Annotated in this window: 23 protein-coding genes; 16 read left to right on the forward strand and 7 right to left on the reverse strand. The window is 45.4% G+C overall.

The features are described from left to right. Positions 1–11: 11 nt before the first annotated feature. The 4 genes from mscS to epd all read right to left on the reverse strand — a co-directional run bounded on the left by mscS (position 12) and on the right by epd (position 4,780). Positions 12–878: a small-conductance mechanosensitive channel MscS gene (mscS, locus tag ELS82_RS11485; RefSeq protein ID WP_053441066.1), complete on the reverse strand. Its 867-nt coding sequence runs from the start codon at positions 876–878 to the stop codon at positions 12–14. Positions 879–1,195: 317 nt separating this feature from the next. Continuing rightward, entirely contained in the window at positions 1,196–2,272 is a 1,077-nt protein-coding gene (gene fbaA / locus ELS82_RS11490; protein ID WP_061032423.1) for a class II fructose-bisphosphate aldolase, read from the reverse strand. A 153-nt stretch (positions 2,273–2,425) separates the two neighbouring features. Then, on the reverse strand, positions 2,426–3,586 hold the full coding sequence (locus tag ELS82_RS11495; RefSeq protein ID WP_134835609.1) for a phosphoglycerate kinase: 1,161 nt from the start codon (positions 3,584–3,586) through the stop codon (positions 2,426–2,428). A 153-nt stretch (positions 3,587–3,739) separates the two neighbouring features. Beyond that, positions 3,740–4,780, reverse strand: coding sequence for an erythrose-4-phosphate dehydrogenase (epd, locus tag ELS82_RS11500; protein WP_134835610.1), 1,041 nt, complete (start codon positions 4,778–4,780; stop codon positions 3,740–3,742). A 200-nt stretch (positions 4,781–4,980) separates the two neighbouring features. On the opposite strand from epd, the gene ELS82_RS11505 reads away from it, so the two are divergent. Then, positions 4,981–5,187 carry a hypothetical protein gene (locus ELS82_RS11505; RefSeq protein WP_134835611.1) on the forward strand — a complete coding sequence of 69 codons (207 nt, stop codon included), beginning with the start codon at positions 4,981–4,983 and terminating at the stop codon, positions 5,185–5,187. 109 nt (positions 5,188–5,296) lie between these two features. On the opposite strand, the gene tkt is transcribed toward ELS82_RS11505, so the two are convergent. Beyond that, the gene (tkt, locus tag ELS82_RS11510; protein ID WP_134835612.1) at positions 5,297–7,291 is read right to left on the reverse strand and encodes a transketolase; all 1,995 of its coding nucleotides are present in this window, start codon (positions 7,289–7,291) and stop codon (positions 5,297–5,299) included. 320 nt (positions 7,292–7,611) lie between these two features. Between tkt and metK the strand changes: the two genes are divergently transcribed. The 8 genes from metK (at position 7,612) to ruvX (ending at position 14,077) form a co-directional block, all read left to right on the forward strand. Beyond that, positions 7,612–8,766, forward strand: coding sequence for a methionine adenosyltransferase (gene metK / locus ELS82_RS11520; protein WP_134835613.1), 1,155 nt, complete (start codon positions 7,612–7,614; stop codon positions 8,764–8,766). A 273-nt stretch (positions 8,767–9,039) separates the two neighbouring features. Beyond that, positions 9,040–9,837 (forward strand): DUF2189 domain-containing protein, encoded by a 798-nt coding sequence (locus ELS82_RS11525; protein WP_134835614.1) that lies wholly within the window; start codon positions 9,040–9,042, stop codon positions 9,835–9,837. 69 nt (positions 9,838–9,906) lie between these two features. After that, complete coding sequence (locus tag ELS82_RS11530; RefSeq protein ID WP_134835615.1) at positions 9,907–10,404, forward strand: SprT family zinc-dependent metalloprotease; 498 nt, start codon at positions 9,907–9,909, stop codon at positions 10,402–10,404. A 78-nt stretch (positions 10,405–10,482) separates the two neighbouring features. Then, entirely contained in the window at positions 10,483–11,184 is a 702-nt protein-coding gene (locus ELS82_RS11535) for an endonuclease (protein ID WP_134835616.1), read from the forward strand. A gap of 127 nt (positions 11,185–11,311) precedes the next feature. Continuing rightward, positions 11,312–12,043: a 16S rRNA (uracil(1498)-N(3))-methyltransferase gene (rsmE, locus tag ELS82_RS11540; RefSeq protein ID WP_134835617.1), complete on the forward strand. Its 732-nt coding sequence runs from the start codon at positions 11,312–11,314 to the stop codon at positions 12,041–12,043. A 12-nt stretch (positions 12,044–12,055) separates the two neighbouring features. Continuing rightward, positions 12,056–13,009: a glutathione synthase gene (gene gshB / locus ELS82_RS11545; RefSeq protein ID WP_134835618.1), complete on the forward strand. Its 954-nt coding sequence runs from the start codon at positions 12,056–12,058 to the stop codon at positions 13,007–13,009. Positions 13,010–13,066: 57 nt separating this feature from the next. Continuing rightward, the gene (locus tag ELS82_RS11550) at positions 13,067–13,630 is read left to right on the forward strand and encodes a YqgE/AlgH family protein (RefSeq protein ID WP_134835619.1); all 564 of its coding nucleotides are present in this window, start codon (positions 13,067–13,069) and stop codon (positions 13,628–13,630) included. Between the two features lie 21 nt (positions 13,631–13,651). Then, on the forward strand, positions 13,652–14,077 hold the full coding sequence (gene ruvX, locus ELS82_RS11555; protein WP_134835620.1) for a Holliday junction resolvase RuvX: 426 nt from the start codon (positions 13,652–13,654) through the stop codon (positions 14,075–14,077). A 329-nt stretch (positions 14,078–14,406) separates the two neighbouring features. On the opposite strand, the gene ELS82_RS11560 is transcribed toward ruvX, so the two are convergent. Together ELS82_RS11560 and ELS82_RS11565 are read right to left on the reverse strand one after the other, a co-directional pair. After that, a complete protein-coding gene (locus ELS82_RS11560; RefSeq protein WP_134835621.1) occupies positions 14,407–15,513 on the reverse strand; it encodes a PilT/PilU family type 4a pilus ATPase in 1,107 nt (368 codons plus the stop codon). A gap of 17 nt (positions 15,514–15,530) precedes the next feature. Further along, on the reverse strand, positions 15,531–16,568 hold the full coding sequence (locus ELS82_RS11565; protein ID WP_134835622.1) for a type IV pilus twitching motility protein PilT: 1,038 nt from the start codon (positions 16,566–16,568) through the stop codon (positions 15,531–15,533). A gap of 25 nt (positions 16,569–16,593) precedes the next feature. Between ELS82_RS11565 and ELS82_RS11570 the strand changes: the two genes are divergently transcribed. The 7 genes from ELS82_RS11570 (at position 16,594) to hemW (ending at position 21,396) form a co-directional block, all read left to right on the forward strand. Beyond that, entirely contained in the window at positions 16,594–17,310 is a 717-nt protein-coding gene (locus ELS82_RS11570) for a YggS family pyridoxal phosphate-dependent enzyme (protein ID WP_134835623.1), read from the forward strand. Between the two features lie 23 nt (positions 17,311–17,333). Continuing rightward, positions 17,334–18,152 carry a pyrroline-5-carboxylate reductase gene (gene proC / locus ELS82_RS11575; RefSeq protein WP_134835624.1) on the forward strand — a complete coding sequence of 273 codons (819 nt, stop codon included), beginning with the start codon at positions 17,334–17,336 and terminating at the stop codon, positions 18,150–18,152. 38 nt (positions 18,153–18,190) lie between these two features. After that, positions 18,191–18,748: a YggT family protein gene (locus tag ELS82_RS11580; RefSeq protein WP_134835625.1), complete on the forward strand. Its 558-nt coding sequence runs from the start codon at positions 18,191–18,193 to the stop codon at positions 18,746–18,748. Beyond that, on the forward strand, positions 18,748–19,038 hold the full coding sequence (gene yggU, locus ELS82_RS11585) for a DUF167 family protein YggU (protein WP_134835626.1): 291 nt from the start codon (positions 18,748–18,750) through the stop codon (positions 19,036–19,038). The genes ELS82_RS11580 and yggU overlap by 1 nt, the downstream gene beginning before the upstream one ends. A 45-nt stretch (positions 19,039–19,083) precedes the next feature. Next, a complete protein-coding gene (locus tag ELS82_RS11590; protein ID WP_134835627.1) occupies positions 19,084–19,515 on the forward strand; it encodes a DUF4426 domain-containing protein in 432 nt (143 codons plus the stop codon). A 100-nt stretch (positions 19,516–19,615) separates the two neighbouring features. Continuing rightward, positions 19,616–20,215: an XTP/dITP diphosphatase gene (locus ELS82_RS11595; RefSeq protein WP_134835628.1), complete on the forward strand. Its 600-nt coding sequence runs from the start codon at positions 19,616–19,618 to the stop codon at positions 20,213–20,215. Between the two features lie 5 nt (positions 20,216–20,220). Further along, a complete protein-coding gene (gene hemW / locus ELS82_RS11600) occupies positions 20,221–21,396 on the forward strand; it encodes a radical SAM family heme chaperone HemW (RefSeq protein WP_134835629.1) in 1,176 nt (391 codons plus the stop codon). The last annotated feature ends 58 nt before the right edge of the window (positions 21,397–21,454 follow it).

Below are 21,454 nucleotides of genomic sequence, written 5' to 3' on the forward strand. Positions count from 1 at the left end.
TATCGCTTAGATTAAGCTTCTACTTTGTTCAAGTGAACATCCATTTGTGGGAATGGAATTTCAATACCCGCTTCATCAAGCGCTTCTTTAATTGCTTGAGTTGAGTCGAAATATACATCCCAGTAATCCGCTGTCTTACACCAAGGGCGAACAACAAAGTTCACTGAAGAGTCAGCAAGAGCCAGAACACCGATTTGGATATCAGGATCTTTCAGAATACGCTCATCTTTTTCTAGCGCTTCACGAATTACTTTCTTAGTCTGCTTAAGATCAGCACCGTATGAAACACCAATCACAAGGTCAACACGACGCGTTGCATGTCGCGAGTAGTTGGTGATTGGGCTACCAATAACGCCTGAGTTTGGTACTACTACCATTTTGTTATCAGGTGTTTTCAGTACCGTTTGGAAAATCTGAATTGCTTCTACACTACCAGCTACACCACCGATTTCCACATAGTCACCAGACTTAAATGGACGGAACGCAACGATAAGTACACCAGCAGCAAAGTTAGATAGTGAACCTTGTAGCGCAAGACCAACAGCAAGACCGGCTGCACCGATAACCGCTACGACAGAAGCCGTTTGAACGCCAACACGACCTAATGCTGCAATTAGAACGATAACGAATAGTAGGTAACGAACTAGACCATGCACAAACTCAACAACCGCTTTGTCCATGTCTTTCTTTTCTAATACTTTAGAAACACTGTTCGCTACTGCTTTTACGATAATATTACCGATAAACAGGATCAGAACCGCTGAGATGATATTCACACCGTACTGAACCAGTAAATCAGAATTATTTGTTAGCCATTTTTCTGCGTGGCTTAAACCATCAACTAGGGGAGTTTCAATTCCCGCTGATTCACCTGCCATATTTATATCCTCTAAAATCTATGAACCAAACTGCTTTCAATTACTAATTAACAACGACATCCCTATACATTCACTAAAGTAATGTCAGTTTTTTGGCACGATATCTCACTTTTGACCATTCTCAAAGTCAAGTTTTTGCAAAGAGAGCAAAAACAAAGGATTATCAGAAAACTCTGATATCGGCTTGTTACAGATTACGCAAAGCTTTTACATTTCACCAGACTTTTTCTTCGCACAGCCGTCTTTAAATCGTGATGTATCAGATATAAAAAAGCCCGCTCAAATGAGCGGACTTTTAAACAATCAGTTGAGACGAATTATAGTACGTCTACTGCGTTTAGGTCAGCGAATGCTTTCTCAAGACGAGTAACCATAGAAGCTTGACCAGCACGTAGCCATACGCGTGGATCGTAGTACTTCTTGTTTGGCGCAGCTTCGCCAGTTGGGTTACCGATTTGACCTTGTAGGAAATCGAAGTTGTCAGCAGAGTACTGACGGATACCGTCCCAAGTTGCCCACTGTGTATCAGTATCGATGTTCATTTTGATAACACCGTAGCCGATAGACTCTTGGATTTCTTCTTCAGAAGAACCAGAACCACCGTGGAATACGAAGTTTAGAGCGTTAGGTGCAATACCGAACTTCTCTGCACAGTATGCTTGAGAATCACGTAGGATAGTTGGAGTAAGTACAACGTTACCAGCTTGGTAAACACCGTGTACGTTACCGAAAGAAGCAGCGATTGTGAAACGTGGGCTAACAGCCATTAGTTTCTCGTAAGCGTACGCTACGTCTTCTGGAGAAGTGTAAAGCTCAGATGCGTCCATATCAGAGTTATCAACGCCGTCTTCTTCACCACCAGTACAACCAAGTTCGATCTCGATTGTCATGTTCATTTTAGCCATGCGCTCTAGGTACTTAGCACATGTTTCGATGTTCTCTTCTAGAGACTCTTCAGAAAGGTCTAGCATGTGAGAAGAGAATAGAGGCTTACCAGTTTGAGCGAAGAACTCTTCACCCGCGTCTAGTAGACCGTCGATCCATGGAAGAAGTTTCTTAGCAGCGTGGTCAGTGTGTAGGATAACTGGAACACCGTAAGCTTCAGCTACAGCGTGAACGTATTTAGCACCAGCTACAGCACCAAGGATTTGAGCACCTTGACCTTCAAGTTTAACGCCTTTACCAGCGAAGAAAGCTGCACCGCCGTTAGAGAACTGAACAACAACAGGAGATTTAACTTTCGCTGCTGCTTCTAGTACTGCGTTTACAGAGTCAGTACCAACAACGTTTACTGCTGGAAGTGCAAATTTGTTCTCTTTTGCTACTTCAAATACTTTCTGTACGTCGTCGCCAGAGATAACACCTGGTTTTACGAAATCGAAGATCTTAGACATGGATTTAATCCTATTTATCTGTCGTTTTAAAAATAAAACTTGTTAAGTTTAAATTCTTGCAAACGTTTGCTCACAACTCGCGCTATTCTAGCAAAAAAGTGTGATGTGCAGCAAACAAGAAAGCGGGAGATTAACTCTCCCGCTTTCACTTAATTACTTAGCGCGCTCTTCAAGCATTGCTACTGCAGGAAGTACTTTACCTTCTACGAACTCAAGGAATGCACCACCACCAGTAGAGATGTAAGATACGTCAGCTTTGATACCGAACTTGTCGATAGCTGCTAGCGTGTCACCACCACCTGCTACAGAGAAACCTGCAGATTCAGCGATTGCTTTAGAGATGCCAGCTGTACCCGCTTCGAAGTTCTTGAATTCGAATACGCCTACAGGGCCGTTCCAAAGGATAGTTTTTGCGTTAGCGATGATTTCAGCTAGTGCTGCAGTTGAATCTGGACCTAGGTCGAAGATCATGTCGTCATCAGCAACTTCAGATACGTGCTTGATTTCAGCTTCTGCGTTCTCGTCGAAAGCTTTTGCACATGCAACGTCAGTCGCAACTGGGATTGCACACTCTTTCATTAGCTTCTGAGCCGTTTCAACTAGGTCCGCTTCGTATAGAGACTTACCTACGTTGTGGCCTTCAGCAGCGATGAACGTGTTTGCAATACCACCACCAACAACAAGTTGGTCAGCAACTTTAGATAGAGATTCTAGAACGGTTAGTTTAGTAGAAACTTTAGAACCACCAACGATAGCAACTAGTGGACGCTCTGGGTTATCCATTGCTTTACCTAGTGCTTCAAGTTCAGCAGCTAGTAGAGGACCAGCACACGCAACAGGTGCGTTCATACCAACACCGTGAGTAGACGCTTGAGCACGGTGAGCCGTACCGAATGCATCCATTACGAAGATGTCACATAGTGCAGCGTACTTCTTAGATAGCTCTTCTTCGTTCTTCTTCTCGCCTTTGTTAAAGCGAACGTTTTCAAGAACAACAAGTTCACCTGTGTTTAGCTCTAGGCCATCTAGGTAATCTTTCGCTAGTTTAACTTCGCAATCTAGTGCGTCGTTTAGGTAGTTAACTACAGGTTGTAGAGAGAACTCTTCTGCGTATTCACCTTCAGTTGGACGACCTAGGTGAGAAGTAACCATAACTTTAGCGCCTGCTTCTAGACAGTGCTTGATCGTTGGTAGAGATGCTAGGATACGTGCATCAGAAGTCACTTTGCCTTCTTTTACTGGTACGTTTAGGTCCGCACGGATAAATACACGTTTACCTGCTAGTTCCAGGTCAGTCATCTTGATTACAGACATGATGTGTCCTCTCAAATATTCAATAAGTAAAGTTTTTCAGTAGCCCGGCAACCCTGCCAGACCTATAAATTCTTCAAACTGGTTTTGATATGGAGTCGTTGATTATTTATTTCAAGTATAAAAATAAATATTTCTCCAGCGCTGCGTTACGACTTATTTTGCAGCTTGCATTGCGAGCGCCGTATCCAGCATGCGGTTCGCAAAGCCCCATTCGTTGTCACACCAAACAAGCATTTTAACTAAGTGCCCGTTACTCACTCGTGTCTGTGTACCATCGACAATCGCGCTATGGGGATCATGATTAAAGTCGATAGAAACGAGCGGCGCTTCAGTATAGTCAACAATGCCCTGTAATGTACACTGAGATGCGTTAACAATGGTTTGATTTACGTCATTAACTTTCACATTTGTATTAATTGTGACACTTAAATCCATCGCTGTGACGTTAACAGTAGGCACTCGTACTGAAATTGCCTCAAATTTGTTAGAAAATTTCGGGAAGATTCTTTCAATACCCTTATGCAACTTAGTGTCCACCGGAATGATGGATTGGCTCGCTGCGCGAGTACGTCTTAAGTCGGAATGGTAAGCATCAATGACCTGCTGATCGTTCATTGATGAATGAATGGTAGTAATGGTGCCAGATTCGATTTCAAAAGCATCATCAAGGGCTTTGATAATAGGAACGATACAGTTAGTCGTACACGAACCGTTGGAGACAACCTTGTGTTCGGCTTTTAGCGTGTCGTGGTTCACACCATAGATAATGGTGTTGTCTAAATCACTCGCACCTGGATGCGAAAACAGCACTTTTTTAGCGCCAGCCTTGATATGCTCCTGACCATCAGCTTGAGAGCCAAATACGCCAGTACAATCTAGAACTAAATCGACTTCTAGATCTCGCCATGGCAAAAGCTCGATATCGCTTAAATGCAGAATGCGGATTGAGTCAAACTCCCCCGTCCCTTCATGCGGTGCATCATGGTGAACATAGATATGCTCTTGATCATTGGAAATCTTCTTACCAAAACGCCCATGGCTGGTGTCATATTGAAGTAGATGCGCCATGGCATCCGGCTGAGCCAGCTCATTCACCGCTACAACTTTGATTTTTTGATTCTTTCCACTTTCATATACTGCACGCAGTACATTACGACCGATACGTCCAAATCCATTGATCGCAACTTTTAGCATGATTCCATCGCCCTACATGATTTTCGTGTCACAAATAGTAACCGATAGCCATCCAAAGCGCATTAAATTCGTGATATGCACCGAAGCATTGATTTTATAAAACTTGATCAATATATAAACGATATGTTTTATTGGCAGATAGATAAGTGATTTTCTGTTGGCTGTTTCTTTTCTAGTTTCATCAACCAAAGGAAATGACTATGTCTGGTTACCCAGCTACCCACTTTTGTAAGCAATGCTCACAAGAAACGCCTCATAGCGAAATCTTAGTAAGAAAGACGAGCAGCTACGATACTGATCGTTCGTTGCTTGGAAGAGTTAAGCTGATGGCTCACACCTTTATCAACGGTGGACATTACTACGACATGGATCGATACGTGACGTGTAAAGTATGTGGTCGCAAATAAAAAGATAACTGGGGTAATGAGTTTGAATAAACTTTAAACTCACTGAAGCCAATATAAAAAAACCGAGCCAAATGGCTCGGTTTTCTATTTTTCGTCGACACGAACTAAATTAAGAAAGTAGCTCTTTCGCTGTCTTCACAACATTTTCAGTAGTGAAACCGAACATCTTGAACAGTTCGCCTGCTGGAGCAGATTCACCGAATGTAGTCATACCGATGATCTTGCCGCCAAAGCCAACGTACTTGTACCAGAAGTCAGCGATGCCAGCTTCAACAGCGATACGTGCCGTTACGTCTGATGGCAGTACAGACTCACGGTACTGCGCGTCTTGCTTGTCGAATGCATCTGTTGATGGCATTGAAACAACGCGTACTTGCTTACCTTCAGCTGTTAGCTGTGCTGCTGCTTCTACTGCTAGCTCAACTTCAGAACCTGTCGCGATAAGGATAAGCTCTGGTTTGCCTGCACAATCTTTCAGGATGTAAGCACCTTTAGCGATGTTAGCAACCTGCTCTGCATCACGCTCTTGCTGTGCAAGGTTTTGACGAGAGAAGATTAGCGACGTTGGGCCATCTTTACGCTCGATAGCCAGTTTCCAAGCCACTGCAGATTCAACTTGGTCACATGGGCGCCATGTGCTCATGTTTGGTGTTAGACGTAGAGATGCCATTTGCTCAACTGGTTGGTGAGTTGGACCATCTTCGCCAAGACCGATAGAGTCGTGCGTGTACACTTGGATGTTCTGAACTTTCATCAGAGCAGCCATACGCATTGCGTTACGTGCGTATTCCATGAACATTAGGAAAGTTGCACCGTATGGTACGAAACCACCGTGTAGTGCAATACCGTTCATGATAGCTGTCATACCGAATTCACGTACACCGTAGTGAATGTAGTTACCAGACGCATCTTCAGCAGATACTGACTTAGAACCAGACCACATAGTTAGGTTAGAAGGTGCAAGGTCAGCAGAGCCGCCTAGGAATTCAGGTAGCATAGCACCGAACGCTTCTAGTGCGTTTTGAGACGCTTTACGTGATGCGATGTTTGCAGGGTTTGCTTGAAGATCTGCAATGATTGCGTTTGCTTTCTCTTCCCACTGCGCTGGTAGCTCACCGTTTAGACGACGTTTAAGCTCTGCCGCTTCAGTTGGGTAAGCTGCCGCGTAGGCGTCAAACTTAGCATTCCAAGCCGCTTCTTTTGCTGCGCCTGCTTCTTTCGCATCCCACTCTGCGTATACGTCAGCAGGGATTTCAAATGGACCGTGCTCCCAACCAAGTTGCTTGCGAGTCGCTGCAATTTCTTCAGCGCCTAGTGGTGCACCGTGACAGTCGTGTGAACCAGACTTGTTAGGAGAACCGAAACCGATAATAGTTTTAGTACAAATTAGCGTTGGACGAGGATCCGCTTTCGCCGCAACAATTGCTGCGTTAATAGCTTCAGAATCGTGACCGTCTACTGCTGGAATTACATGCCAACCGTACGCTTTAAAACGCTTAGGCGTATCGTCAGAGAACCAACCTTCAACTTCACCGTCGATAGAGATGCCGTTGTCATCCCAGAAAGCGATTAGCTTACCAAGACCTAGCGTACCCGCTAGAGAACATGCTTCGTGAGAAATACCTTCCATCAGACAGCCATCACCCATGAATGCATAAGTGAAGTGGTCAACAATGTCGTGACCTTCTTTGTTGAACTGTGCTGCTAGAGTCTTCTCAGCTAGCGCCATACCCACAGCGTTAGTGATACCTTGACCTAGAGGACCCGTTGTTGTTTCGATACCTGGTGCGTAACCGTACTCTGGGTGACCTGGAGTCTTAGAGTGAAGCTGACGGAAGTTTTTCAGATCGTCAATCGATAGCTCGTAACCTGCAAGATGCAGTAGAGAGTAAATCAGCATTGAACCATGGCCGTTCGAAAGAACAAAACGGTCGCGGTCAGCCCACTCTGGGTTAGCTGGGTTGTGATTTAGGTGAGAACGCCAAAGAACTTCAGCGATGTCAGCCATACCCATAGGTGCACCTGGGTGACCAGAGTTAGCTTGTTGTACACCATCCATACTTAGAGCACGGATTGCGTTTGCGAGATGTTGACGAGAAGACATGTCAGCTCCTGAATGCATTAAGCGAATCAAATAAGTGTGTGAATAATAATTCTCTCAAAGCACTTGGGGCACTGCAAACGTTTTCCAAGCCAAAAGCTCACAATTTTCTGAGATTTCGCTCCCTTTACCATCAAGTTGTCTATATATAACCGCAGTAAAGCAAACGTTTAGTTATGATTGATGAAAAAAAAGAGCTTGTAATTCGAGCAATCAAAATTAGAATAGACGTCTAGATGTAGATACACCTACAATTACTAATATTATTTAATGGTGATGAGTTAATAAAACTGGTCACTCTCAATCGATAAAGTGGAGCTCACATGGCTAAGCACCTGTTCACTTCTGAGTCAGTATCAGAAGGTCATCCAGATAAAATTGCAGACCAAATTTCTGATGCAGTACTTGATGCGATTCTAGAACAAGACCCAAAGGCACGTGTTGCGTGTGAAACTTACGTAAAAACCGGCATGGTAATGGTTGGTGGTGAAGTAACAACGTCGGCATGGGTTGATATCGAAGAGATCACTCGTGAGACAGTACGTGAAATTGGTTACGTTCACTCAGACATGGGTTTTGATGCTGATTCTTGTGCAGTTCTAAACACTATCGGTAAGCAGTCTCCAGACATCAACCAAGGCGTTGATAAAGCAGACCCTAAAGATCAGGGCGCTGGCGACCAAGGCATCATGTTTGGTTACGCAACCAACGAAACTGAAATTCTAATGCCTGCACCAATTACTTACTCTCACCGTCTTGTAGAAAAGCAAGCTGAAGTACGTAAGAGCGGCAAGTTAGACTTCCTTCGTCCAGATGCGAAATCTCAGGTAACGTTCCAATACGACCAAGGTAAGATTGTTGGTATCGATGCGGTTGTTCTTTCAACTCAGCACTGTGATTCAATCTCAACTCCAGATCTACGTGAAGCGGTAATGGAAGAGATCATCAAGCCAGTACTGCCTTCTGAGTGGATCAACAAAGAGACTAACTTCTTCATCAACCCAACTGGCCGTTTCGTAATCGGTGGCCCAATGGGTGACTGTGGTCTAACTGGTCGTAAAATCATCGTAGATACCTACGGCGGCGCGGCTCGTCACGGTGGCGGTGCATTCTCTGGTAAAGATCCTTCAAAAGTAGACCGCTCTGCAGCATACGCAGCACGTTACGTAGCGAAAAACATCGTAGCGGCTGGCATGGCTGACCGTTGTGAAATCCAACTTTCTTACGCAATCGGTGTAGCAGATCCAACGTCTATCATGGTTGAAACGTTCGGTACTGAAAAAGTAGCTCACGAGATCATCATCGAAGCTGTTCGTCAGAACTTCGACCTACGTCCATACGGTCTACAAGAAATGCTGAACCTACTTCAGCCTATCTATAAGAAGACAGCGGCATACGGTCACTTCGGTCGTGAAGAGTTCCCATGGGAAGCAACAGACAAAGCAGCGATTCTTGCAGAGTTTGCTGGTCTTAAGTAATTAGAATTTAAGACTTAATAGAATTAAAAAGGGCTTTTGGGTAACCAAAGGCCCTTTTTCTTTAGGGATAAATTTATGGCGTAAATTTGTATTTTTTTGCCATGGGGTCAATAGTTAAAAATATGTTAACGAGTAATTTCTGCGATTGAAACCTCGTTAGCGTTAACTGATGCGCCGCTTACATCCCAGACGTCGCCAAGCCGGGCATCGAGTTTCCCACGCTAAATTTGCCAACGAATTTAGTCTACGTAGAGAATCGATCAAGGAGGATGTATGCCTCGTACGGTGAATCCAGACGACTTTAAAGATAAACAGAAAGAAGTCCCAGACTCGGAATACGCTCGCACGATTCCGTGTAATCAACTCAGTATCTCAGCACCATTCCACTGGCTGTCACTTGGCCTGCATGACTTTGTCAGAATGCCCTTAATCAGTGCATTCTACGGATTATGCTTTATGGCGGCAGCAATCGGCATTGTGCTACTCGTTCAATGGCAAGGCACTCACCTGGTGGTAATGCCAAGTCTAGTGGTCTACATGCTCATTGGGCCATTCCTCGCTTTAGGCTTATATGATGCCGCTTGGGAGCGAGAAAAAGGCCATAGCGCCAGCTTAATCCACTCAATGAAAGCCATTAGCCGCAACTCCACTTCCCAGTGGGCATTTGCGGTACTGTTGGCTGTGTGTATGATTTTCTGGATGCGTATTGCCGCGCTACTTCACGCCCTCTACCCTTCGGTACAAGGTGCGCCACTGACAGAATTTATGCCTTTCCTTGTGATAGGCTCGCTGGTTGGCTTAGTTCTAGCCTGTGTGGTGTTTAGTATTTCCGCGTTCTCTATTCCAGTAATGATGGAGCGCCGCGTCGATATGATGACCGCCGTGTTCACCAGTTTTAATGCGGTGAAATCCAACATCCCTGCAATGATTGTTTGGGCGGCGCTGATTTGTGGCGGTATTCTTGTCGGCTTTGCCACCTACGGTATCGGCATGCTGTTTACCATGCCAATCCTTGGCTATGGTACTTGGCACGCTTACCATGAAACCATCAAGAAGAAACATCACCCTTAACAAGCTAAGCCATTTCGATCTATGATGCGCCCCAGCCATTTGAGCTGGGGCTTTTATTTAGGAGTGGTTGTGGATTCAGAACTCAATTATCGTGCACATAAAGTGATTGCTGACTGCATCCAGCAGGCTCAGTTCGCTTTCAAACGCACATTCCCTCAGCCAAAGTTAAACTATAAACTGCGCGGTAAAGCAGCCGGTAAAGCCTACCTGCAGCTAAACGAAATTCGTCTTAACCCAACGCTATTTCAAGAAAACCAACAGGCTTTCCTTACTGACGTTATTCCTCATGAAATCGCCCACCTGATTACCTACCAAGTCTATGGCCGTGTTAGGCCACATGGGAAAGAGTGGCAAGGCGTGATGAAAGCGGTATTTAAGGTGCCAGCAAAAACAACCCACAGCTTCGAGGTGACTTCGGTACAAGGGAAAACCTTTGAATATCTTTGCGCTTGTACGAGCTACCCCCTTTCTATTCGCCGCCATAATAAAGTACTACGAAACCAAGCCAGTTACCGCTGCCAACAGTGCCAACAGACGTTAAGTTTCACTGGTAAACAACTGACTTAATTAAGACAATTCTCAGCAATACTAGCCATAGTTGCGTGTTAGACTGTAATTCATACTACTTCTCTAATACGGAATTCCATGAAAAGAATCCTTTTTTTCAGTCTATTATTTACGCTTTTCAGCCTTACTAGCCATGCTGCTCCACCCTCTTCTTTCTCCAAAGCAAAAAAAGAAGCAGTAAAGATTTACGCCGATCACCCAACCAGTTTTTACTGTGGTTGTGATATTGAATGGCAAGGGCGTAGAGGGACACCTGATTTAGAGTCGTGTGGTTACCAAGTCCGTAAGCAACAAAAGCGCGCTTCCCGAATCGAATGGGAACATGTCGTCCCAGCCTGGCAATTTGGCCACCAGCGTCAATGTTGGCAAACTGGCGGACGCAAAAACTGTACGAAGAACGATAAAACCTTCCGTCTGATGGAAGCGGATCTGCATAACCTGACTCCAGCAATTGGAGAAGTGAATGGCGACCGTTCTAACTACAACTTCAGCCAGTGGAACGGTGTTGATGGCGTTAGCTACGGACGCTGCGAAATGCAGGTTAACTTTAAGCAACGCAAGGTCATGCCACCGGATAGAGCAAAAGGCTCAATTGCGCGTACTTACCTCTACATGAGTCAAGAGTACGGCTTTAAATTGTCCAAACAGCAGAAGCAGTTGATGACAGCTTGGAACAAACAGTTCCCAGTAGATAAATGGGAATGCAAACGTGAAGAGCGCATCTTCAACATCCAAGGTAATCACAACCCATTTGTTTACCAAGCTTGCCAAGCGCTATAGCTCTCTCCATTATGAAATTAAGAGTTTCCAGTAATTAATTGGAAACTCTCTCTGCCCCTTGTTTTTTCGCATAAAAGCATCCATGTTAGAGGTTATCTCAAAACCTCTTGCTGGAAATCGAAACACAATGCGAATCCCACGAATCTATCACCCAGAAGCCATTAATCAGTTAGGCTCTCTTATGCTCAGCGATGATGCCGCAGGCCATATTGGCCGTGTATTGCGCATGAAAGAGGGACAAGAAGTACTGCTGTTTGACGGCAGTGGCGCTGAGTTCCCAGCAGAGATCGCTAGCGTTTCAAAGAAAAACGTTGAAGTGAATATTACTCAACGTGTCGAACGTAGCTCAGAATCACCACTCGACCTTCACTTAGGCCAAGTTATTTCACGTGGCGATAAGATGGAATTCACCATCCAGAAATCGGTGGAACTCGGTGTAAACACGATTACCCCACTGATTTCAGAGCGCTGCGGGGTCAAACTCGATCAAAAGCGTTTCGAGAAAAAACTCGCCCAATGGCAAAAAATCGCCATCAGTGCTTGTGAGCAATGTGGTCGCAACACAGTCCCAGAGATCCGCCCAATCATGCAATTAGAAGAGTGGTGTGGTGAGGAGTATGACGGTCTGAAACTGAACCTCCACCCACGTGCAAAATACTCGATTAACACCCTACCGACACCGGTAGAAAAAGTGCGTCTGTTGATTGGCCCCGAAGGTGGATTATCAGCGGAAGAGATCGGTATGACGGAAAACTACAAATTTGAAGAGACGCTACTCGGCCCACGTGTACTGCGTACCGAAACGGCGGCTCTTACTGCAATTACAGCCCTGCAAGTTCGTTTCGGCGATCTTGGTTAAACGGAGAACAATATGATCAAATTAGGTATCGTAATGGACCCTATCTCGTCCATTAACATCAAGAAAGACTCTAGCTTTGCCATGATGCTTGAAGCGCAGCGCCGCGGCTACGAAATCCACTACATGGAAATGGATGACCTTCATCTCGACCAAGGTGTTGCGGTTGCTGACACTAAAGTGGTTGAACTGAAAGAAGATCCAACGGGTTGGTATGAGTTCAAATCTGAGCAAACTATCGAGCTTTCAGAGCTAGATGCGGTACTAATGCGTAAAGATCCTCCGTTTGATACGGAATACATCTACGCGACTTACATCCTAGAGCGCGCTGAAAAACAAGGCACACTGATCGTCAACAAGCCGCAGAGCCTACGTGATTGTAACGAGAAGCTATTCACGGCTTGGTTCCCTGAACTAACACCGACCACTATCGTGACGCGTAAAGCAGAGAAGATTAAACAATTCCGTGAAAAACATGGTGACATAATCCTGAAGCCGCTTGATGGCATGGGTGGCGCGTCTATCTTCCGCGTTAAAGAAGGTGATCCAAACGTATCTGTGATTATCGAGATCCTGACTAACCATGGTCAAAACTACGCAATGGCACAAACTTTCGTCCCTGATATCAGTAACGGTGACAAGCGTATCTTGGTTGTTGACGGTGAACCAATGCCATATTGCCTAGCGCGTATTCCGGCCAAAGGTGAGACTCGTGGCAACCTTGCAGCTGGCGGTACCGGTGAAGCGCGCCCACTTAGCGAGACAGATAAAAAGATCGCAGAGGCAGTAGCGCCTACACTTAAAGAAAAAGGACTTATCTTTGTTGGTCTGGATGTGATTGGCGATAAGCTAACTGAGATCAACGTAACGAGCCCGACGTGTATTCGAGAAATCGAAGCCGCTTTTGATGTCTCTATTACTGGCAAACTTATGGACGCAATTGAGCGTCGCCTAAAAGAATCAAAATAATTTGCCATGCTAATCATAGGGCGGTCACTGATCGCCCCATTTTGAGTTGGAGTGACTATGAACTTAACCAACCATTTTTTAGTGGCAATGCCGGGGATGAAAGACCCATACTTTCAGCGCAGTGTTATTTACGTTTGTGAGCATAATGAAGATGGTGCAATGGGGCTGATGATCAATGCACCGATTGATATCACCATAGGTAAGATGCTCGAAAAAGTCGATGTCCAAGCCTCTCACCCTAAACTTCAAACAGAAAGCTTAGACAAACCCGTTCTTAATGGTGGGCCTGTTTCAGAAGACCGTGGCTTTATTCTCCACCAGCCGAAAGATAACTATGAGTCGAGCATCAAAATGAGTGACTACCTTTCGGTGACGACATCGAGAGACATCCTCAGTGTATTAGGCACCGAAGCAGAGCCGAATCATTATATCGTTGCTCTAGGCTATTCAGGTTGGGAAGCAGGGCAACTTGAGATTGAGCTATCTGAAAACTCATGGCTTACCGTAGAAGCTGACCCTAACGTGATGTTTGATACCCCAATTAACGAACGCTGGCAAAAAGCGGTGCAAATGTTAGGCATTGACGCTGCTCAGCTTTCAAGCGACATCGGCCACGCCTAACCCCATTCGTAAAGAGTAATTATGTCTAGAACTATTATGGCCTTTGATTTTGGCACTAAGAGTATTGGCTGTGCCATTGGCCAAGAAATCACTGGCACCGCTTCACCGCTCAAAGCATTCAAAGCCAATGATGGCATTCCAAACTGGGATGATATCGAAAAGCAAATCAAAGAGTGGCAACCTGACTTAGTGGTGGTGGGATTGCCAACCGACCTACATGGCCGCGATTTAGAAACCATTACCCCAAGAGCGAAAAAGTTTGCCAATCGACTTCATGGCCGCTTTGGCGTAGCTGTTGAGCTGCATGATGAGCGCCTATCGACTACCGAAGCGCGCGCAGACTTATTTGCGATGGGTGGCTACAAAGCACTAAGCAAAGGTAATGTCGATTGCCAATCAGCGGTAGTGATTCTTGAAAGCTGGTTTGAAGCCCAATACGGCGACTAGCGAGAAATTATAATTTAAAAAAGGTGATGCGCTAGCATCACCTTTTTTTGTCTTTAGACGTTTCCTCGTCATCCCCGAGAAGAAGGCACGACCGAGTTGGGGATCTCTTACAGCAAGTAGAAAACTATTAAAGATTCCCTACTCTCTCCTTCTTCGCTCTATGGAATGACGCAACACTCCCTCCGTCATCCCCGAGAGGAAGGCACGACCGAGTTGGGGGATCTCTTACAGCGAGTAGAAAACTATTAAAGATTCCCTACTCGCGACTGCGTCACTCTATGGAATGACACTACGGATTTACAAGACATACCCCAAACATAGCGAGTATGTTAGTCCATATCGATCTTAACGTTGGCCAAACTGCCACTACCAGAACTATCACCACGCTGAGTTTTTAGCATTAAACGCAAATCATTGGCCGAATCTGCACTGTGTAATGCATCTTCTTCATTGATCTTTTCATCGACAACCAGCTGATAAAAGGCTTGGTCAAAGGTCTGCATCCCCACTTGCTGTGACTTAGCCATGGTTGCTTTCAGCTCATGCAAATCACCACGACGGATCAAGTCCGACACTCGGGGACTATTCAGCAGCACCTCAAATACACCATGACGCCCTTTGCCATTTTTATCGCGAATCAATTGCTGGGCAATTACACCACGCAAGTTCATCGACAAATCAAACAGGAACTGATCTTTTTGCTCTTTTGGTACCAGATGCAAAATACGCTCTAGCGCTTGGTTGGCGTTGTTCGCGTGGAGTGTTGCCATACAAAGGTGACCAGTTTCAGCAAAGTTCATGGCATATTCCATGGTTTCGCGTGAACGGATTTCGCCAATCAAAATCATATCCGGCGCTTGGCGCAATGAGTTCTTTAGCGCAATCTCATAGCTTTCGGTATCAAGCCCGACTTCTCGCTGAGTAACGATACAACGCTGATGTTCATGAACAAACTCAATCGGATCTTCAACCGTCAAGATATGCCCTGTACGGTGAGTATTGCGATAACCAGTCATTGCGGCCATGGTGGTCGACTTACCAGAGCCTGTCGCACCCACGACCAGAACTAAACCACGCTTGGCAATCGAGAGATCTTGCAGTACATCTGGTAATTTAAGCTCTTCGAAGGTCGGAATTTTAGTTTCAATACGACGAATCACAGCCCCAGGCATCTCTCGTTGATAGAAGGCTGATACCCTAAATCGACCAAAGTGACGCACAATCGCGAAATTAGCTTCTTTACTGGTATGAAACTCGTGCAGGCGATCATGGTCCATCATAGTTTCAAGTAATGAAGTCACAACCGCACGTGAAAGCTTTTCACCATGTGCACGTAACTCACCATCGACACGATAAAGAATCGGCGCACCGACAGTGATGTAGAGATCAGAAGACTTCTGGTTGATCATCTCCTGCAAAAAAGCATCAATATCCATTATTCTGCTCCAGCCAATTAGAACATCGACATTTCAAGTTCGATTTTCTTTGCCACCTCAGCTTGGTCAACCAAACCTTGGGCAACCAGCTGCTTAGCGTTTTGCTCCATCGTCTGCATGCCATGAGCCGCACCGGTTTGAATTACCGAGGCCATCTGAGCCACCTTATCTTCACGGATTAAGTTACGAATTGCAGGTGTCGCCATCATGATCTCATGACAAGCAACGCGGCCTCCGCCAATACGCTTTAACAGCTTTTGTGCGATCACCGAGCGTAGTGACTCGGAAAGCATCGAGCGCACCATCTCTTTATCGCTACCAGGGAAAACATCAATAATACGGTCAATGGTTTTCGCTGCGCTGCTGGTGTGCAAGGTACCAAATACTAAGTGACCTGTTTCGGCTGCAGTCAGGGCTAAACTGATGGTCTCTTGGTCCCGTAACTCACCAACTAAGATCACATCCGGATCTTCACGTAGTGCGCTACGCAGTGCATTCTTAAAACTGTGAGTATCGCGGTGAACTTCACGCTGATTGATCAAACACTTGTTATTGTCATGGACAAACTCGATCGGGTCTTCGATGGTCAAGATATGCTTGTTATGGTTACGGTTAATATGATCAACCATCGCCGCTAGCGTGGTCGACTTACCCGAACCTGTTGGACCCGTAACGAGTACCAAGCCCTTTTCCATATCAGAGATGTTTTCAAAGATCTTCGGCGCAGATAATTGCTCTAAGGTTGGGATCTCTGTAGGGATAGTTCGAAACACTGCCGCACAGCCACGAGTTTGGTTAAAAGCATTAACACGAAAGCGACCAACGTTAGGTAGTTCAAATGAGAAATCGACTTCTAAGCGCTCTTCAAACTCACTGCGCTGTCCGTCATTCATAATTTCAAACACTAATTTATGCACATCAGCATGGCTAAACGCTGGGACACCAAGCTTTCTTACTTCACCATCAATCCTCACCATTGGAGATACTCCAGCAGAAAGATGTAGATCTGACGCATTATGCTTTACACTAAAATCCAGTAATTCAGCGATATCCATTTAAAATCCTTAAGTAAAATCGGCTATGACTAGTATTCAACAAAATATTGAACAGATCACCTCACAGATTGAGGCTGCACAACAAAAGTGTGGACGCAGTCGAGAGACAGTGCAACTTCTCGCAGTGAGTAAAACCAAGCCTAACGAAGCAATTCTCGAAGCAGCGCAAGCAGGACAGCGCGCCTTCGGCGAAAACTATGTGCAAGAAGGTGCAAACAAAGTAGCACATTTTTCAGAACACCATCCAGAGCTAGATCTAGAGTGGCACTTTATCGGCCCGATTCAATCGAATAAATCTCGCCATGTCGCAGAGAATTTTGCTTGGGTGCACACCATTGACCGCTCTAAGATCGCACAGCGTCTTAACGATCAAAGACCTGCGGGAAGCGAACCGATTCAAGTGCTCATGCAAGTCAACACCAGTGGCGAACAATCTAAGTCAGGGCTTAATGAGGACGAAATCTTTGAGCTTGCAGAGTTGATTTCTTCACTTCCAAACCTCACTTTAAGAGGATTGATGTCAATTCCGGCCAACGTTACTGACTACGCATCTCAACTTAGCGCCTTTACACAACTGGCAGAGCTGAAAGAGAAACTGGCACAACGTTATCCTGAGCAGAAAATTGATACCCTCTCTATGGGTATGAGTGGCGATATGGAAGCGGCGATTGAGGCTGGAACTACCATGGTGCGCATTGGCACTGCCATTTTTGGTGCACGTGATTACAGCAACAAAGCTTAAATCTTTAAAGGATCAAATAACCAATGGAACACAAGAAGATCGCCTTTATTGGCGCAGGCAACATGGTCAAAGCTATCGTATCGGGCTTGATTGCAGATGGATATCCAGCATCGTTGATTACTGCAACTGCTCCGTCTGAAACTCGTCGTCTGCCTCTAGAGCAAGCCTATGGTATTCGTACAACTAGTAATAACACCCAAGCAGCACAAAACGCTGACGTGGTGGTGTTGTCCGTCAAACCACAGATGATGGAAGAAGTATGTAAGCCTCTGCAAGCGATCGACTGGTGTGGAAAATTGGTTATCTCTATCGCGGCTGGTATTCAAAGTGCTCGATTTGATCAAATGCTAAATAGCGAGCTTAATTTAGTACGAGTGATGCCAAATACCCCATCACAGCTTGGTCTGGGTATGAGTGGTCTTTACGCGCCGTCCCATATATCTAAACAAGATAAAACCTTTGCCGCCGAGCTAATGCAATCCTGTGGCAAGGTGTGCTGGGTAGAACAAGAGTCTGGCATCAACAATATCATTGCAACTGCTGGCAGCGCGCCTGCCTACTTCTTCCTGTTTATGGAAGCAATGCAAACGGAAGCCATTGCACAAGGGTTCGATAAAGAGACCGCTCGACTGCTTATCCAACAATCTGCGCTGGGCGCTGCAAGCATGGTCACTGACAACCCTGATACAGAACTAGCAACCTTACGCGAGAACGTGACCTCTAAAGGCGGCACAACCGCAGAGGCGCTACGAACATTCAACGAACACCAACTTTCAGATATAGTAGCCAAAGCTATGCAAGCAGCGGTTTCGCGTGCTGAAGAGATGGAAAAATTATTTTAATGACTTTGAGCTGATGGCTCTACTATTAAGGGTAACCTATGAATTCAATGAGTTTTCTGATTTCCACCCTGTTTGATCTCTACATCATGGTGGTGATCTTACGTATTTGGTTGCAAGCTGCCCGCGCAGACTTCTACAACCCGTTTTCGCAATTTATTGTTAAAGCCACGCAGCCTGTAATTGCGCCATTGCGCCGCATTGTTCCTTCCGTAGGTGGTTTAGATTTAGCAACGGTTCTGTTTGCCTACGTGCTATGTGTATTGAAATTTGTCGCACTTATCTTGGTGGCTTCAAATGGTTCAGTAAGCTTTAGTGCTGATTTCCTATTCTTAGGTTTATTATCATTGGCCAAAGCGGCTGGCGGGCTACTATTCTGGGTTCTGCTTATTCGCGCTATCCTAAGCTGGGTTAGCCAAGGTCGTAGCCCAATCGAATACGTATTCCATCAACTAACTGAACCAATGCTGGCGCCAATTCGCCGTATCATTCCTGCGATGGGTGGCTTTGATTTAAGCGTGTTGGTGCTATTTATTGCGTTGCAATTCGCTAACTTCTTAATGGGCGATCTGATCGGCCCGATTTGGTATCAACTATAATGTCACAAGCAGCTTGGTTTGATGGCGAGGATCTACTGCTTAGACTCTACATTCAACCAAAAGCCAGCCGTGATAAAATTGTTGGCCAACATGGTGAGGAGGTGAAAATTGCCATTACCGCTCCTCCTGTTGATGGCAAAGCCAATGCACATTTAAGTAAGTATCTCGCCAAGCAATTTAAAGTGGCGAAGGGATTAATAACCATAGAAAAAGGCGAACTCGGACGGCATAAACAGGTTCGTATCCAATCGCCAGTGCAAATCCCACAAGAAATTAAAGCCATCATTTGATGGCTTTTTGTTTAAATCCAAATAGTAAAAACATCAGGACGCACAATGAAAAAATGGATCACTCTATTACTGGTAAGCCTGTTCGCGGTTCCTAGCTTTGCTGGGCAGTTTAAGAACATCAAAGATATTGAAGTCCACTACTCGGCTTTCAACTCAACCTTTCTTACTCCACAGGTAGCACGTAGTTATAAACTTAAGCGTAACGGCTACTCGGCAATTTTGAATATCAGTGTGCTAGACAACTCTCAAGCGGGTAAACCTGCCATCACTGCACTGCTTTCAGGTCATAGTAAAAACCTGATTGGCCAAATGCGCGAACTGACGTTCAAAGAAGTGAAAGAAGGCGATGCAATCTACTATCTTGCAGAGTTTCCAATCTCAGAAGAGGAGCGGTTAACGTTCAATATTGATGTTAACGCTGGAATTAAAGGCACAGGCGCATTAAAGTTCAGCCAGAAATTTTATGTCGAAGAGTAATTGGGTTGTGATGATCTAAACGCTTTTTGACACCCTAAAACCAAAACCTATTTAAAGGGAGAGCGGCTAGCTCTCCTTTGCTGCAATAAAAGAGGCCAAGATGAAAAAGATAGTGCTAGCAACAGGTAACCAAGGCAAAGTTCGTGAAATGGCAGACCTGCTGTCTGATTTTGGCTTCGACGTTGTGGCTCAGAGCGAATTCAACGTATCAGAAGTCGCTGAAACAGGGACCACTTTTATTGAAAATGCCATCATCAAGGCACGTCACGCTGCAAAAGAAACTGGCCTTGCTGCTATTGCGGACGATTCAGGTCTTGAAGTCGATGCACTAAAAGGCGCTCCGGGAATCTACTCAGCGCGTTACGCTGGCGAAGACGCAACAGACCAACAGAACCTTGAGAAACTGCTTGAAGCGATAAAAGAGGTTCCAGAAGCTGAGCGTACTGCTCGCTTCCACTGTGTACTTGTACTTATGCGCTACGAGAACGACCCAACACCGATTGTTTGTCACGGTAAGTGGGAAGGCCGCATTCTAACTGAGGCACACGGCGAAAATGGCTTTGGCTACGACCCTATCTTCTTTGTACCTGAAGATAACTGCGCATCAGCAGAGCTAGAGCCAGCACGTAAGAAGCAACTTTCTCACCGTGGTAAAGCACTTAAGACACTGTTTGCAACGCTTTCTGAGCAACCTTTGTAATTGTAATGAATCAACTAATTCCACCAGCGTTAAGCCTTTATGTACACATCCCATGGTGTGTACAAAAATGCCCTTACTGCGACTTTAACTCTCACGCCCTAAAAGCGGAGATCCCTGAGCAAGAATATATTGCTGCGCTGCTGCAAGATCTTGAAGCGGATATCGAGCGTTATCAGCTCAACGCTAACCCACGCTTACTGCATTCAATTTTTATTGGCGGCGGAACGCCGAGCTTAATCTCAGCCGAAGGTATTGATAACTTGCTAGCCGGGATTGAAGCAAAGCTGCCGTTTAAGCCAGATATTGAAATCACCATGGAAGCTAACCCTGGCACCATTGAAGCTGAACGTTTTGCTGGTTATCACAAAGCTGGGGTAACGCGAATTTCAGTTGGGGTACAAAGCTTTGAGCAACAAAAGCTTGAAAGGTTAGGCCGTATCCATGGTCAAGATGAGGCGGTTAACGCGGCTAAGCTTGCGCATAAAATTGGCCTCAAGAGTTTTAATCTCGATCTCATGCATGGCTTACCAGATCAATCCGTTGATCAAGCCCTAGCGGATCTTGAGAAGGCGATCGAGCTCGATCCTCCTCATCTCTCATGGTACCAATTGACGATCGAACCCAACACCATGTTCTACTACAAGCAGCCGACTCTGCCAGATGATGATGACTTGTGGGATATCTTCGAGCTAGGACATAAGAAACTTGCGCAAGCTGGTTACGTGCAATACGAAATCTCTGGTTACAGCAAACCGGGTTATCAATGCCAACACAACCTCAACTATTGGCGCTTCGGCGACTACCTAGGTATTGGCTGTGGTTCACATGGCAAACTCAGCTTTAGTGATGGGCGCATCATCCGAACCACTAAGATCAAGCACCCGAAAGGCTACCTCGCGGCTTACGATAATATGGTCAAACCGTATTTAAACAGTGAAGAACAAGTTGCTGATGAAGACCGTCCTTTCGAGTTCTTTATGAACCGCTTCCGCCTTATCGAAGCATGTCCTAAGCAGGACTTTCTTGATACTACAGGGCTTGGTTTTGAGGCGATTCAAGAGACGATTGATTGGTCTATTGAAATGGGCTATATCGATGAAAGTGATACCCACTGGCAAATCACCGAGAAAGGTAAACTGTTCCTCAATGACTTGTTAGAAGCCTTTATGGCCGAAGAGTAAAAATCAAAAACTAAAAAGGGTTGATGTGGAAGCATCAACCCTTTGTTTTAAAGTCATC

This window comes from Vibrio ouci (genome assembly GCF_004551525.1).
In the GTDB taxonomy this organism is placed as follows: domain Bacteria; phylum Pseudomonadota; class Gammaproteobacteria; order Enterobacterales; family Vibrionaceae; genus Vibrio; species Vibrio ouci.